Source organism: Nocardioides lacusdianchii, from assembly GCF_020102855.1.
Classification (GTDB): domain Bacteria; phylum Actinomycetota; class Actinomycetes; order Propionibacteriales; family Nocardioidaceae; genus Nocardioides; species Nocardioides lacusdianchii.
Genome location: NZ_JADHZD010000004.1, coordinates 335,743 through 349,688, shown reverse-complemented (window position 1 = coordinate 349,688; position 13,946 = coordinate 335,743). Strand labels below are relative to the sequence as shown.

The window sequence follows — 13,946 nt, the reverse complement described above, 5'->3', positions numbered from 1 at the left end:
TCCTCGCTCCACCCCACTTCTGGCGTCACGATTAGGCGTCAGCTCGAAGCCGCGCTGCGTCACTCCGCCGCCATTGGGCGTCAACACCTGTCATAAGTCATCGCTCGTCCTCGGACGGGCGTGGTGCGAGCAACTCGAGGATGTCAGCCGTCACGGGGTTCACCGCCTCGTCCGGTTCGATGTAGTGCTCCTTGGTGATCTTGGACGAGGTGTGGCCGAGCATCTCGGCCGCCAGGTCCGCTCCCCCGGCCCGGTCGAGGACAGTCGCGACGGTGCGTCGGAACGAGTGAGGGGTCACTCCTTCGATCCCGGCCTCCTCCAGCACCGCGCGCAGGCGGCGCCGGATGTTGTTGGTCGTCAGCGGCGTGCCGTTGCGGCTGTAGAAGATCAGGTGATCGGGGGCATCTGATGCGATGTTGACCAGCCGCGCGCGAAGCACTTCGGCAGCGAACGATGGCACGGAGACGGTCCTGGTCGACTTCATCGTCTTGGGGTGCGGCTGTCGATGCGTGGGCTTTCCCGTAGGCGACACGATCGTCCCGCAGAGCCGAACCGTCGCGGGCGACCTCGTCACGTCCACGTCGCACTTGCGGATGGCGAGCACCTCGCCGATGCGGGCGGACGTGCCGAGCATGACTTCGATGATCTGCTCGAGCTGTCCGTCGGGCGGAGGGCCAGGCAGGCCGGACCCTCGACGCCAGCCGCGTACGGCGCGACGAATCTCGTCGACCTGCTGGGTGGTGAGCGACATTGCTTGGGCGTGTGGCTTGCGGAGGCGCGCGGTGTCGCGGACCGGGTTCTCGCGCATCGCGTCGTAGCGGACAGCGAGCCCGAAGGCCAGGCTCAGTACCGTGCGCGCCTGCTTCGCCATGCTGTAGCTCCTGGTCTTGGCGAGCGTCTTGATGAACTGGTCGACCTTACGGACGCTGACCTCGCGCAGCGCGTAGTGCTCGAAGGCCGGCAGGACGAGCTGGCGCATGTTGCGCTCGTAGAGGGCACGGGTGCTGGGTGCGAGCGCGTCCTCGAGATCCAGGTCGGCGAGCCACACGTCGACGAGGTGCCGGAAGGAGCTGGCGGACGTGAGGTCGCCCTGTCCGACCTTCTGCTCGGTTCGTTCGGCGAGCATCTCCTTGAGCTTTCGCTCGGCTGCCTTCGGCGTGTCCGCTGTTGCTTGGACGCGGCGCAGCTGGCCGTCGTAGTCACGGAACCGGGTCAGCGCTCGGGCTCGACCGTCGTGGGTCTTGTCGACGTGGATCTCGCCGAAGGTGCCGATCGGGGTGCGAGGTCTAGCCACGATCTCTCACCCACCGCTGGGCCCACGCCCCGGCTCGGCCTCGCGCTGCCTGAGCAGCCAGGTCAGGACGTCGGAGGTGGCGAAGCGGACGCGACCGCCGACCTTGATCGCACACGGTCCCTTGCCGTCGGTGCGCCAGTCGCGGATCGTCGTGACAGGCACGTCGAGGTACTCGGCGAGCTCCTCGATGCTCAGCAGCGGCTCTAGGCCGCTCAGCGTGCTGTGGGTGGTCTCCATGCTCGTGAGGTGCGCCCAAGGTCCCGAGTGGTCCCGTGCGGGTCCGTGACAACCCATGCCGATGCTCGCGGATGCGGCTCGAGGAAGCGCAGCGACGGGGTTTATGGCCGGTTTGTGGCAGTCGGATCAAATCTCAAATGCTTTCAGGCTCGGAGATCCGTGATCTCCGAGCCTGAAACTTTGTAGCGGGGGCAGGATTTGAACCTGCGACCTCTGGGTTATGAGCCCAGCGAGCTACCGAGCTGCTCCACCCCGCGTCGGTGAACAGAACATTACATCCACCCTCGGCGAGGCCCAAATCGGGGGTCCCCCTGACGGGGAACCGGTCACTCGAGCAGGCGCACCGCCTGGTCAACGAGGTCGCGGCCCTCCTCCATCAGCTGCGCCCAGCGGACCGTGTCGCCGGCCTGCTGCGCCTCGTCGGCCTCGGCGAACTTGTCCTCGGCCTGCTGCAGCAGCTCGCCCACGCTGGCGTCACCACCGGGCGTCGGGTTCTCGCCCGGCGTCTCGGTCGGCTGCTCCGCAGGCTCCTCGGAGGGCTGTTCCGTCGGCTCCTCGGTCGGCTCCTCCTGCGTCTCCTCCGAGCCGTCGGACGGGCTTGAGGTCAGCGCGTCCTCGATCGCGCCCCGCAGGGTCTCGTCGATGCCGACGCGACCCTCGTAGGAGACGAGCACGAAGCGCAGGATCGGGAAGTTCGACTCGCCCTCGCGGCGGGTGTAGACCGGCTGGACGTAGATGAAGTCGTCTCCGATCGGCACGGTGAGCAGGTTGCCCGGCACCCGGTCGGCATCACCGGTCGTGTAGGGCAGCAGCGCCTGGCTGACATCCTCGTTGGTCGAGAACGTGTTGGCGATCTGCAGCGGCCCGCCCGTGGGTTCGTTGGGCAGCTCCAGCACGGATATCCTGCCGTAGTCGTCACTGGTGGCGTCGCTGTTGACCGCCATGTAGGCCGCGAGGTTGTTCTCCTTGTCGCGGGGCACGTAGACCGAGGTCAGGGACCACTCCTCGCCCTGACCGGTGTCGGTGAAGAGGCGGTAGGGCGGCTGCAGGCGGCTCGTGAGCTGCGGGTCGCTCGGCACCTCCCAGCGGCTCGATCCCTCGAACCACGCCGACGCGGAGGTCTCGTGGTAGCGCTGGAACTGGTAGCGCTGCGCCTTGAAGAGGTCCTCGGGATAGCGCAGGTGCTCTGCGAGCGCGTCGGGGATGGCGTCCTTGGGCTGCACGACGTCGGGGAAGACCGCCTCCCACGCCTTGAGGATCGGGTCCTCGGTGTCCCACTCGTAGAGCTCCACGGTGCCGTCGTAGGCATCGACGGTCGCCTTCACCGAGTTGCGGAGGTAGTTGATCTCGTCGGTCGGCAGCGTCTGGAAGCCGTTGTTCTCCTGCAGCGCGTCGTCGGTCATGGTCTCGAGCGACTCCCGCTGCGACAGCGGGTACTTGTCGGTGACCGTGTAGCCGTCGAGGATCCACTGGATGCGCCCGTCGATCACCGCGGGATAGGGGTCGGAGTCGACCGTGAGCCACGGCGCGACCTTCTCCACCATCTGGCGGGGGTTGCGGTCGTAGAGGATCTTGGAGTTCTCGTGGACCCGGCTCGAGAGCAGCAGGTTCGGCTCGCTGAACCGCACGGCGTAGAGCAGCTGGTTGAAGAGGTTGCCGATCGGCACGCCCGCCTCACCGTCGTACGTCGTCGCCACGTCCTCCTCGCTGCGGTCGCCGCGCGGCAGGTCGAACTCGACCGGTCCACCGTCGGGGTCGAGGCCCACGATGCTGTACGACGGGCTCTGCTCGCCGAAGTAGACGCGGGTCTCGTAGCCGTCGTCCCCGGAGAGGCTGGACAGGGTGTCCTGGCCCACCTCGGCGCCCTCGGCCCACTGGATGCCGGTCTCCTGCGACGAGTCGTCCTCGGGCCGCTGGTTGGCGAAGGCAGCGATCACGCCGTTGCCGTGGGTGTAGGCGGTGTGGAGGTTCGACCAGTTCTGGTCGTTCTCCGCCAGGCCGCTCTGGTCGAGCTCGCGCACGCCGAGCACCACCGCGCGGTCCGTGCCGTCGACCTCGTAGCGGTCGACGTCGAGCACGTTGGGCACCGAGTAGTAGGCGCGGACCTGCTGCTGCTGCTCGAAGATCTCGCTGACGATCTGCGGGTCGACCAGCGGGATGCCGGCGGTCATGCCGTCGAGCGCCTCGAGCCGGCCGTCGCCGGCGACGGCCGTGCCGCCCACGTTGCGCACGTCGATCTGGTCGAGCTGGTAGGCCGCGCGCGTCGCGTCGATGTTGGCCTTGATGTAGGGACCCTCGCGGTCCGGGACGTTGGGGTTCACCCGGATCGCCTGGACCACGGTCGGCACGATGAGGCCGAGGATGATCGCCGACAGCGCGAACAGCGCGACGCCGACCGAGGGCAGCAGCCAGGTGCGGCGCCAGATGTTGGCCAGGAACAGCAGGGCGCACACGATGGCGATGCCCGCGAGGATCTCCTTGGCCGGCAGCACCGCCTTCTCGTCGGTGTAGCCCATGCCGGTGAAGATCGAGCCCGAGTTGGTGACCAGGTCGAAGCGGTCGAGCCAGTAGTCGACCGCCTTGGCGATCACGAACATCGCCAGGAGCGCTGACACCTGGATCTGCGCGGCGCTGGTCAGCCGCTCACCCGGACGGGCCGAGAGGCGGATGCCACCGAAGAGGTAGTTCATCAGGATCGTCGCCATCAGGCCCACGACCGCGAGGGCCATCACGTAGTCGACGATGTAGTGCCAGAACGGTAGCTCGAAGACGTAGAACCCGACGTCCTTGTTGAAGTAGGGGTCCTCGGTGCCGAAGGACTGGCTGTGGCGCCACAGCGAGTAGGTGCGCCACTGACCGGTGGCGGAGGCTCCGGCGAACAGGCCCAGGACGGCCGCGGCGCCACCGATGACCCACCCCATGCGGGGCGCCAGCAGCTCGCGGTAGCGGTCCATGCCGTCGTCGGGCATGCCGGGCATGCCCGGCCACAGCACGGGGCGGAAGCGGTAGGCCATCGCCATCGTGATCGCGACGGTCGCGGCCATCAGGCCGGCGAAGACCAGGAAGAGGCCGATGCGCGTCAGCAGCAGGGTGGTGAACACCTCGCGGTAGCCGACCGACCCGAACCACAGCCGCTCGGTCCAGAAGGAGGCGAAGCCGCTGAGCAGCATGAAGCCCACGACCAGCACGATCGAGGTGATGACCAGGGCGCCGGGGCGGCGCGACGCCGTGGCGGCGGGGCGCTGGGCGCCGGGACCGCCCGGTCCCCCGGGTCGCTGCGGTCCGTCGGGACCGCTCGGTCCGGACGGTCGGTCGAAGGGATTGCTCATGCCTGCCCCTGCTCGGGTGAGTCGTGCGGTGAGTCGTGCGGGTCGTGGAGGGTCGCGTGGAGGAGCTCGAGGAGGCCGGGCACCAGCTCGGTGCCGTCGACGACGGACTGCTCGTCGTCGTGGGCGCGGAGCCGCAGCGCGCAGTACGACGCCCCCGCGCGGGTCACGCCGGCCACCATCCGGACCTCCTGACGGTCGGGGTGCTCGCGGGCGAAGAGCTCGGCAGCGGTCGGGTCGTCGGGCAGCTCGTCGTCGGCGCCGGGCGGCAGGACCAGCCGCTCGATGACGGCGGCGCAGCCGGAGACGCTGTCGGGCCACGCGATCGTCTGCAGCGCCTCCTCCAGGGCCTGGCCCGGCGGCAGGCCGTCCTGCTCGATCGGGGTGAAGGACCCGTCGTCACCGGGGCCGTCGATGGACATCGCGGCCGCGAGCGCCGGCTCCTGGGCGACGAGCTCGGCGGTGTCGACCAGGGCGTAGAGCCTGGCCGGCTGGTCCCAACCCGCCTGCGCGACGTGGGACTCGATCTCCAGCACGGCGGCGGCGAGCGCGGGGTCCTCGGGCAGCGGCTGCGGCTGCGGCTCGAGGTCGGGGGTGGTCATGACGCGGTGTCCTCACAGCTCGGGAGCGGGGCGTTGGGGTCCTCGACCCAGGTGGCGAGGGTCTGGACGGCGCGGTTCATCGTGGTCGCCCTGGCGAGCTGCATGTCACCGGGGTCCACTCCCCCGATGCCGTCGCAGTTGTCGGCCGGGACCAGGAAGAGGTCGGCACCGGCGTCGCGCGCGGCGGCGATCTTCTGCTGGATGCCGCCGATGGGTCCCACCTCGCCGGCGGGCGTGATGGTGCCGGTGCCGGCGACGTCGAAGCCGTCGGTCAGCGACCCCGGCGTGAGGGTGTCGTAGATCGCCAGCGACATCATCAGCCCGGCACTCGGGCCGCCGATGTTGTCGGAGATGTCGACGCTCACGCGGTAGGGGAAGTCGAAGCTCACGCCCGGCGTGATGCCGACCCGCAGGTCGTCCTCGACCTGCTCGGGGGTGACCTCGACGCTCAGCTCGCGCTCGCCGCGGCGTACGAGGAAGCGGATCGGCTCCCCGGCACGCGCCCGGTCGACCGCGTCGACGACGTCCTGGGCGTCGGTGACCTCGGCCCCGTCGACCTCGAGCAGCACGTCACGCACCTCGAGCCGGCCCTCGGCGGGCAGGCCGGGCGTCACGTCGAGGACCTCCACGATCGGGTCGACCTCCTCGCCGAGCTGGGTGAGCGCGGCGGCGATCGCGGTGTCCTGGGAGGAGACCATCGCCACCGCGGACTGCCGGTCGTTGGACTCGTCGGTCTCGTCGGGGGCGTAGATCGACGAGCGCGGCCAGACCGCTGCGTCGGGGTCGAAGTAGGCCCGCAGCAGCTCGGGGAGGGTGACGTCCTCCTGCGGCGTGCTGACGTAGACGGTGGTCATCCGGAGCTCGCCGTCGTCGTAGTAGGCCTCGTGCCCGTCGACCTGCACGGTCTCCTCGCCGTCGCGGGACGCGAGGATGTCGACGGTCGGGCCGGGGTAGTAGGTCACGTAGGGCAGCGGCACGAAGGCGGCGGTCCCCCACAGCACGGCGAGCAGGCACAGCGCGAGCAATCCCGCCCTGGTCCGGTGACTCATGGGCGCAACTCTCTCAAACGACCGCAACCGCGCGACAACTAGGACGCGCGGCGAGTGGTGCCGGCAGCGCCGGGACCGTGGCTCGGCCGCACCGCGATGCCCGTGCTGCGGTCGCGCGCAGGTGCGGCCGTACGCCGGGTGCCGGCGGGCAGGTCCTTGGCGAGGGCCTTGCCGAGGCGCTCGACGGCGACGTCGCGGTCGACCTCGCCGCGGCCGTCGCGGCTGACCCACGAGACCCACAGCATCGCCGCGCCCGTCAGCACGACGGTCGGCACGAGCCACAGCAGGATCTCCACGAGCCGAGCCTAGGCGCCCGCGCGGCCGCGGCGGGGCAGGCGCTACGGCGTGCCGACCCACTCCTCGCTCGCGTCGTCGAAGACCTGGTGCTTCCAGATCGGCACCTCGGCCTTGAGGGTGTCGATCAGGTCGCGCGACGCGGCGAAGGCGTCGCCGCGGTGGGCGGCCGTGGTGGCGACGACCACCGCGAGGTCGCCGATGCGCAGCTGGCCGACGCGGTGGACCGCCGCCACACCGCGTACGTCGTGGGCGGCGGCGACACGGCGGCACACGTCCTCGAGGCGGGCCAGGGCCGTCGGGTGGGCCGAGTAGTCGAGGGCCGTCACCCCCTTGCCACCGTCGTGGTCGCGGACCTGGCCGACGAAGAGCGTCAGCCCGCCGGCGCCGTCGTCGCCCAGGGCGTCGAGGACCTCGGTCACGTCGAGCGGGGTGTCGCGGATGTCGACGAGGCGCAGGAGGTCGGTCACGGGCCCGAGTGTAGGACGAGGGACGCGCTGCGGGGGGCCGCGCGGGTCTGGGCGAGGTGGGTAACGTGGGAGGCATGAGTGACACCCCCGGCGGCCCCGGTTCCGGTCAGGGCCCCGACGACAACAACCCCTTCAAGGGCACCCCCTTCGAGCAGATCTTCTCGCAGATGGGCGGCTTCGGCGCGGGTGGCGGCATGCCCGACCTCAACGCGCTGATGTCGCAGATGCAGTCGCTGTTCGCGCCGCACGACGGCCCGGTCAACTGGGAGACCGTGACCGACCTGGCGCGCCGCGCAGCCGCACAGGAGCCCGACCCGGCCGTCAGCGCCGCCCAGTCCGCAGCCGTCGCCGACGCCGTACGCCTGGCCGACCACTGGCTCGACACCACCACCGAGTTCCCATCCGGCGTCAGCACCACCGCCGCGTGGTCGCGCGCGGAGTGGATCGTGGAGACCATCGACGTGTGGAAGGTGCTGGTCGAGCCGATCGCCGGCTCCGCCACGACCGCCCTCGGCGACGCGATGCCCGAGGAGATGCGCCAGCTCGCCGGACCGCTGATGGCGATGCTTGGCAAGGCCAGCGGGGCCATGGTGGCCTCGCAGGTCGGCAGCGGCCTCGGCGCGCTCGCCGGCGACGTGCTGAGCGCCTCCGACATCGGCCTCCCGCTCGGCCCGATCGGCAAGGCGGCCCTGCTGCCCACCAACGTCAAGGCGTTCGCCGACGAGGTGCCCGACGTCACCGACGACGATGTCCTGCTCTACCTCGCGCTGCGCGAGGCGGCCCACCAGCGGCTCTTCGCCGGCGTGCCGTGGCTGCGCGACCACCTCATCGGCGCGGTCGCCGAGTACGGCGCGGGCATGGACTTCGACACCTCCGGCATGGAGGAGAAGCTGCGCGAGGTCGACCTGGCCAACCCCGCGGCGATGCAGGACGCGCTCGCCGGCGGGCTGTTCGACCCCGAGCCCTCCGCCGCCCAGAAGGCCGCCCTGCAGAAGCTCGAGGTCACCCTCGCGCTCGTCGAGGGCTGGGTCGACGAGGTCGTCAGCCAGGCCACCGCCGAGCGGATGCCCGCTGCGGCCAAGCTCCAGGAGACCGTACGCCGCCGGCGCGCGGCCGGCGGCCCGGCCGAGCAGACCTTCGCCACCCTCGTCGGCCTCGAGCTGCGTCCCCGCCGGCTGCGCGACGCCTCCACGCTGTGGGGCTCGCTGCGCACCCGCCAGGGCGCCGAGGCCCGCGACGGAGTGTGGATGTCGCCGCACCTGCTCCCCACCGCCGCGGACCTCGACGACCCGCTGGGCTTCCGCGAGGACTCGGTCGCGCCCGGCACGCTGTCGGACGAGGAGTTCGACGCCGGCCTGCGCGACCTGCTCGACGGCCCCGACACCCGCGAGTGAGCCTCCACGACGACGCCCGGACCGTGCTGTCCGGGTGGACGCCGCCGTCCGCGCGCGACCGCGAGCTGCGCGACCGCTTCGTGGGGCACCTCGACGCCCGCCCGGACGGGATGGAGCGCGGCTGCCTGCCCGACCACCTCACCGCCGGCACCATCGTGCTCGCCCCGGACGCGAGCGCGGTCCTGCTCAACCACCACCGCAAGGCCGGTGGCTGGTTCGCCTTCGGTGGCCACTGCGAGCCCGGCGACACGACGCTGGCCGGGGTCGCGCTGCGCGAGGCCCACGAGGAGTCCGGGCTGGCCGCGCTCGACTTCGACCCGGTGCCGCTGGACCTCGACGAGCACGCGGTGGAGTTCTGCGCCCCGGGGACGGTCGTGCACCACCTCGACGTGCGGTTCCTCGCCACGGCTCCGCGCGATGCCGGGCACGCCGTGAGCGAGGAGTCGCTGGACGTGCGCTGGTGGGCGGTCGACGACCTGCCGGACCTCTACCCCGACATGCGGCGCCTCATCGGCGACGCGGTAGCGCGGCTGCGCGGCTGAGGCTCTACTCCTCGTCGTCCGAGCCGGGCGGCGGCTCGAGGCGGGCGCCGGCGCTGTAGCCCTCGAGGTAGCCCTTGGCCTTCTCGGCCTTGGGATAGCGGTCGACCCACGCCCAGAACTGCGGGGTGTGGCCCGACTCCAGCAGGTGGGCGAGCTCGTGGACCAGCACGTAGTCGACCACCCAGCCGGGCATCTTCTGCAGCCGGTCGCTGAGCCGGATCGAGCGGTCGCTGGGGGTGCACGAGCCCCAGCGGGCGTTCTGGTTGGTCACCCACCGCACCGACGCCGGGACGGCCAGGCCGCCGAAGTAGTGGTCGTTGAGCTTGGCCGCGCGGGCGACGAGGTCGTCGTCGGAGCGCACCTTGCGCCGCTCCTGGCGCTCGATGCGCGCCACCATGTCGGCCACCCACGTGGCCTCGTCGCGCTTGCTCATCGTCGCCGGGATCAGCACCACGATCCGCTCGCCGTCGCGGTAGGCCGAGACCGTACGCCGACGGCGGCGCGAGCGGCGCACCTCCACCTCGGGGGTGCTGGGCGGCGTGCTCATGGGCCGAACCTAGCCTCCCGCACCCACAGCGCGGCGGCGAAACGCTCCGGTCACAGCCGTGCGGCCGCCCAGTCCAGGAGCCGGCCGCGCTCCCAGGTGGTGACGATGCGGTCCGGGTCGATGCCGACCTCGGTGGCACGCGCCGCACCGAAGTCGAGCATGTCGAGCTGCCCGGGAGCGTGCGCGTCGGAGTCGATCGAGAACAGGCAGCCGAGGTCGCGGGCGAGCTCGAGCAACGCCGTCGGCGGGTCGCGTCGCTCGGGTCGAGAGTTGATCTCCACCGCGACCCCCTCCTCCGCGCAGGCGGAGAAGACGGCGCGCGCGTCGAACTGGCTCTGTGGGCGGGTCCCGCGGTTGCCGGTGACCAGGCGCCCCGTGCAGTGGCCCAGGACGTTGGTGTGGGGGTTGCGCACCGCGGCGACCATGCGGCGCGTCATGGCGTCGCGCTCCATCTTGAGCTTGGAGTGCACCGACGCCACCCGGACGTCGAGGCGCCCGAGCATCTCCGGGGTCTGGTCGAGCGCACCGTCGTCGAGGATGTCGACCTCGATCCCCTTGAGCAGCGTGAAGCTGCCCCCGAGGTGGTCGTTGACGGCGTCGACCACGTCGAGCTGGCGTCCGAGCCGTTCGGCGCTCAGGCCGTTGGCCACCCGCAGCCGCGGACTGTGGTCGGTGAGGACGAGGTAGTCGTGGCCGAGCTCCATCGCGGTCATGGCCATCTCCTCCAGCGGAGAGCCGCCGTCGGACCAGTCGGAGTGGGAGTGCAGGTCACCTCGCAGCAGCGCGCGCAGCTCCTCCCCGCCCGGGGCCAGCGGGCCGGCGGTCCGCTCGAGGGCGACCAGGCGCTCGGGGACCACGCCGTTGCATGCGTCCGTGATGACGGCTGCGGTGCTCGGTCCGATGCCGGGCAGCTCGGTGAGCGTGCCCGCGGCCGCGCGACGGCGTACGTCCTCCTCGGGAAGCGGGAGGATGGTGCGGGCGGCCTTGCGGAACGCCTCGATCCGCCGCGTCTCCTCGCGCTGGCGCTCCATGAGGAAGGCGATGCGGCGCAGCGTCGCGACGGGTCCGAGGTCGTTCGTGGTCATGTCAGCCCTCCGTCAGCGGCCGCGAAACTGCGGGGCGCGCTTCTCCTTCGCGGCGGCGATGCCCTCCTGGAGGTCGGCGGTCGCCAGCGTCATCGGCTGGGCGAGCGCCTCCCACTGCAGCGCCGACTCGAAGTCCGCATGACCGCCGTCGGCCAGGGCGACCTTGGTCAGGCGGGCCGCGATCGGGGCGGTGGCGGCGATCCCGGCGGCGGTCTCGAGCACCTCGTCGAGGAACGCCCCGGGGTCGATGACACGCGAGACCAGGCCCAGGCGCAGCGCCTCGTCGGCCTCGACCACGCGACCGGTGAGCAGCAGGTCGCGCGCGTGCGCCGGGCCGACGACGTTCGGCAGCAGCCACGTGCCGGCCATGCCGGCGTGCATGCCGAGCTTGTTGAAGGGCAGGCCCAACTTCGCGCCGCTTGCGGCGTAGCGGATGTCGCAGGCCAGCGCGAGGCAGAGGCCGGCGCCGATCGCGTGCCCGTTGACCGCGGCGATGGTCGGCACCTCCAGCTTCCTGATCGACAGCCAGGCCCGGTAGAACGGCATCATCCGCGCACGCAGCTCGTCGACGCTGGCGTCCGGCTCGCTGGCGATCCACGAGGTGTTGCCCCCGGAGCAGAAGGCGCTGCCCTCGCCGGTCACGACGACGGCGCGCACCGAGGTGTCGGAGGCCAGCGAATCGATCGCGGCGACCCACGACGAGGTCATCTCGTCGCTCATCGCGTTGCGCATCCCGGGGTTGTCGAGGGTCAGCACGACGACCCCCTCGGACGGGCGTTCGAGGCGCAGGTGGACGAGGTCTTCAAGGGCGTCGGACATGGGTCGAGGGTACTGATCGCGGCCGTCGGCGCGAGAGGGGGTTTCACGCTCAGCGCGTGGGGTGCGTGAGCGTGGGCCACGCGTGGCGTAGGGTCGGCGACGGAGCCCTGGCAACCGCCGGGTTCCCCGGCGGGCTTCCCCCTCGACCACCCCGCCGCGACGACCAAGAAGTAACGAGCAAGGAGGCCGTCATGGCGGAGACCTGGAGCGGTGAGTTCTACTGCGTCAAGTGCAAGGAGAAGCGCGAGGCGGAGGGCGAGATCAAGGTCAACGACAAGGGCACCAAGATGGCCAAGGGCGTCTGCCCGGTCTGCGGCACCAACCTGAACCGGATCCTCGGCAAGGCCTGAGCCTCGGCCCAGCGCTGACAGCGGCGGCGACCACCCATCCGGTGGCGCCGCCGCTTCGCATTTCGATCGCACGCGTCCTGTGGAGGACGCCCCTGGCGGCACCCGCAGGTGCGAGCGTGGAGCCATGCACGACGTGCTCCTCCACGACCGGCCGTACGCCCTCACCCTGCGCGCGCAGCTCGACTGTCCGCCCGCGTGGACCGCACCCGTGACCGCCGCTCTCGCGGCCGCCGGCGTCCACGTCGACCCGGAGGCCGCGGTGGGCGTCGGCGTGGGCCCGGGCCGCACGGTGTCGGCCACGGTCGACGACTGGACCGTGGCCTCGCTCCCCCACCTGCTCGTCGGCGCGACGACGTACGCCGTCGAGGTGGGGCCGTGGGCCGCGCCCGGGCTGGGGCCCTGTGCGCGGTGCGTGGCCGCCTCGGTGCTCGACGAGGGCGACCCGACCCGGCTCCCCCCGCTGCCACGCCCGCTTCTGGCGCTCGCTGCCGGGGCGGTGGCCCGCGACCTCCAGGCATGGTCCCGCGGCGAGCTGCCCCACACGTGGCTGACCTCGTGGCGCTTCGACCACGAGCCGCTGCCAGCCGGACGGCGCTGGACCCGCCACCCCTACTGCGGGTGCGACTGGTTCGACACCGCCTGAGCGGCGCTCCGCCTGCTCACCACCACTCGCTGTCGAGCTTTCCCTCCATCGCGCGCAGGTGCGTGCGCGAGCAGGTGTCGCAGAAGGACCGGCGCCTGCCGTTCTCGACCGCGGTGGTCCACGTCAGGGTCTCGGCCTCCGGCGCCTGCGTGCCGCAGAACGCGCAGGTGACGGTGTCGCTCACGAGGGCGAGGCTACTCCGGAACGCCCCGTGACGACCACGAGCCGGTACGTCGTCACGGTGACGACGTACCGGCTCGTGCTGTGCGTGCTCACCCGCGATCAGGGCGAGAGCGGTCCCGACGACGGGGACCGGTCCGATCAGATCGCGCGAGCGAGGGCGAGGCGTGCCTGCTGCGCGGCCAGCTCGGCCTTGCGGCTCATCCGGCGAGCCAGGGCGAGGTGGTGGCCCCGCCGCAGTTCGTGCGCCTCTCCCAGGCGCGCGGACATTTGTGCGCGCGCGAGTTCTTCATGCATGAGATTCATGTCGTTGCGTCCATTTCGGTAGGTCTTCATGAGATGTGTGGTTCCTGTACTTCCTCGGTCGGAGCTGGGATGAGAGCTGCGGTGGCGCCTACGCGGCGGCCCCGTCCTTGTGCGTCGCGGCTGCGACCTGCTCGGACTTGCGGGGCCGGCCTCGGGGCCGCTTGCGCGGGATCACCACGCCCTGGAGGAAGAGCTCGCCTCCCCAGACGCCCCACGGCTCGCGCCGCTCGAGCGCTCCGTCGAGGCAGAGCGCCTGCACGGGGCAGTCCGTGCACAGGGCCTTGGCGTGCTCGACGTCCGCGGGGGACTCGGCAAACCACAGCTCTGCGTTGTTGACGCGGCAGGGCAGCAACTCTTCATCCACTCCGGTGGCGGCGTCGTGCAGGGCTCCGAGCGGGGCCTGGGGCTCCGTCTGGGTCCTGACGTCGACAGCGCGGTCGCGGACGAGTTCGCTGATGGTCATGTGTTCACCTCCTTCTCGTTGACCTGATCGCGGGTGGAAAAACTCGGTGCTGGACAAACAGAAAGGCCGCGGATCCCGGTGTCGGGTTCCGCGGCCTGGAGGCTGCCGATGCGAGGTGTGACCTAGCTCGACGGACTCCAGGCAGGAGAACCCGGGAAATCGCCCTTGATGCGAACGATGGCGGCGGCGTCCTGGACAGCCACCACACCAGCGCCGAGGGCGCGCGTGTGCGCGCAGGGGCGGCCGAGGGTGGACATGCCGAAGGACGGCGTCCAAGCCGTCATCGTCTTCGTGAAGTTCTCCATCAGGGCCACCTCCTTCGGGGCATCAGGCGCAGATCGTTGT

The 13,946-nt window shown here is 71.2% G+C and carries 17 protein-coding genes, 1 tRNA gene and 1 pseudogene; 4 read left to right on the top strand and 15 right to left on the bottom strand.

Annotation, left to right across the window (positions count from 1 at the left end; genetic code table 11):
- Window positions 1–97: 97 nt before the first annotated feature.
- From IRX98_RS23395 to IRX98_RS08150, 8 genes are all read right to left on the bottom strand, one after another.
- Complete coding sequence (locus IRX98_RS23395; protein ID WP_191279931.1) at window positions 98–1,294, bottom strand: tyrosine-type recombinase/integrase; 1,197 nt, start codon at window positions 1,292–1,294, stop codon at window positions 98–100.
- A 6-nt stretch (window positions 1,295–1,300) separates the two neighbouring features.
- A complete protein-coding gene (locus IRX98_RS08180; protein WP_191279930.1) occupies window positions 1,301–1,531 on the bottom strand; it encodes a helix-turn-helix domain-containing protein in 231 nt (76 codons plus the stop codon).
- Window positions 1,532–1,714: 183 nt separating this feature from the next.
- A tRNA-Met gene (locus tag IRX98_RS08175) sits at window positions 1,715–1,788 on the bottom strand.
- Between the two features lie 69 nt (window positions 1,789–1,857).
- Window positions 1,858–4,860 (bottom strand): UPF0182 family membrane protein, encoded by a 3,003-nt coding sequence (locus tag IRX98_RS08170; RefSeq protein ID WP_224275719.1) that lies wholly within the window; start codon window positions 4,858–4,860, stop codon window positions 1,858–1,860.
- Window positions 4,857–5,459 (bottom strand): PPA1309 family protein, encoded by a 603-nt coding sequence (locus tag IRX98_RS08165; RefSeq protein ID WP_224275717.1) that lies wholly within the window; start codon window positions 5,457–5,459, stop codon window positions 4,857–4,859. The genes IRX98_RS08170 and IRX98_RS08165 overlap by 4 nt, the downstream gene beginning before the upstream one ends.
- On the bottom strand, window positions 5,456–6,508 hold the full coding sequence (locus tag IRX98_RS08160) for a YlbL family protein (protein ID WP_224275714.1): 1,053 nt from the start codon (window positions 6,506–6,508) through the stop codon (window positions 5,456–5,458). The genes IRX98_RS08165 and IRX98_RS08160 overlap by 4 nt, the downstream gene beginning before the upstream one ends.
- 38 nt (window positions 6,509–6,546) lie before the next feature.
- Window positions 6,547–6,804, bottom strand: coding sequence for a hypothetical protein (locus IRX98_RS08155; protein WP_224275711.1), 258 nt, complete (start codon window positions 6,802–6,804; stop codon window positions 6,547–6,549).
- Window positions 6,805–6,846: 42 nt separating this feature from the next.
- Entirely contained in the window at window positions 6,847–7,272 is a 426-nt protein-coding gene (locus tag IRX98_RS08150) for a molybdenum cofactor biosynthesis protein MoaE (protein WP_224275708.1), read from the bottom strand.
- 74 nt (window positions 7,273–7,346) lie between these two features.
- Between IRX98_RS08150 and IRX98_RS08145 the strand changes: the two genes are divergently transcribed.
- Together IRX98_RS08145 and IRX98_RS08140 are read left to right on the top strand one after the other, a co-directional pair.
- Window positions 7,347–8,666: a zinc-dependent metalloprotease gene (locus tag IRX98_RS08145; protein ID WP_224275706.1), complete on the top strand. Its 1,320-nt coding sequence runs from the start codon at window positions 7,347–7,349 to the stop codon at window positions 8,664–8,666.
- Window positions 8,663–9,208, top strand: a complete 546-nt coding sequence (locus IRX98_RS08140) for an NUDIX hydrolase (protein ID WP_224275703.1) — start codon at window positions 8,663–8,665, stop codon at window positions 9,206–9,208. Before IRX98_RS08145 ends, IRX98_RS08140 begins: the two co-directional genes overlap by 4 nt.
- A 4-nt stretch (window positions 9,209–9,212) precedes the next feature.
- Here the strand turns inward: IRX98_RS08140 and IRX98_RS08135 are convergent, their stop codons facing one another.
- From IRX98_RS08135 to IRX98_RS08125, 3 genes are read right to left on the bottom strand one after another with little or no spacing between them, the layout of a single operon-like run.
- Window positions 9,213–9,755: a M48 metallopeptidase family protein gene (locus tag IRX98_RS08135; protein WP_224275700.1), complete on the bottom strand. Its 543-nt coding sequence runs from the start codon at window positions 9,753–9,755 to the stop codon at window positions 9,213–9,215.
- Window positions 9,756–9,805: 50 nt separating this feature from the next.
- Window positions 9,806–10,840, bottom strand: a complete 1,035-nt coding sequence (locus IRX98_RS08130; protein WP_224275697.1) for a PHP domain-containing protein — start codon at window positions 10,838–10,840, stop codon at window positions 9,806–9,808.
- Window positions 10,841–10,852: 12 nt separating this feature from the next.
- Window positions 10,853–11,659, bottom strand: coding sequence for an enoyl-CoA hydratase/isomerase family protein (locus IRX98_RS08125; RefSeq protein ID WP_224275694.1), 807 nt, complete (start codon window positions 11,657–11,659; stop codon window positions 10,853–10,855).
- Between the two features lie 191 nt (window positions 11,660–11,850).
- Between IRX98_RS08125 and IRX98_RS08120 the strand changes: the two genes are divergently transcribed.
- Both IRX98_RS08120 and IRX98_RS08115 read left to right on the top strand, forming a co-directional pair.
- The gene (locus IRX98_RS08120) at window positions 11,851–12,009 is read left to right on the top strand and encodes a DUF5679 domain-containing protein (RefSeq protein WP_090969683.1); all 159 of its coding nucleotides are present in this window, start codon (window positions 11,851–11,853) and stop codon (window positions 12,007–12,009) included.
- 124 nt (window positions 12,010–12,133) lie between these two features.
- Complete coding sequence (locus tag IRX98_RS08115) at window positions 12,134–12,652, top strand: hypothetical protein (protein ID WP_224275692.1); 519 nt, start codon at window positions 12,134–12,136, stop codon at window positions 12,650–12,652.
- A 16-nt stretch (window positions 12,653–12,668) separates the two neighbouring features.
- Here IRX98_RS08115 and IRX98_RS08110 read toward each other — a convergent pair whose 3' ends face one another.
- The 4 genes and pseudogenes from IRX98_RS08110 to IRX98_RS08095 form a co-directional block, all read right to left on the bottom strand.
- On the bottom strand, window positions 12,669–12,836 hold the full coding sequence (locus IRX98_RS08110) for a hypothetical protein (protein WP_224275689.1): 168 nt from the start codon (window positions 12,834–12,836) through the stop codon (window positions 12,669–12,671).
- Window positions 12,837–12,973: 137 nt separating this feature from the next.
- Window positions 12,974–13,210: pseudogene (locus tag IRX98_RS08105) on the bottom strand (putative WhiB-interacting protein); the annotation flags it as partial.
- A gap of 16 nt (window positions 13,211–13,226) precedes the next feature.
- Window positions 13,227–13,601, bottom strand: a complete 375-nt coding sequence (locus IRX98_RS08100; RefSeq protein WP_224275684.1) for a WhiB family transcriptional regulator — start codon at window positions 13,599–13,601, stop codon at window positions 13,227–13,229.
- A 122-nt stretch (window positions 13,602–13,723) separates the two neighbouring features.
- Window positions 13,724–13,906 carry a hypothetical protein gene (locus IRX98_RS08095; RefSeq protein WP_224275682.1) on the bottom strand — a complete coding sequence of 61 codons (183 nt, stop codon included), beginning with the start codon at window positions 13,904–13,906 and terminating at the stop codon, window positions 13,724–13,726.
- Between the last annotated feature and the right edge of the window lie 40 nt (window positions 13,907–13,946).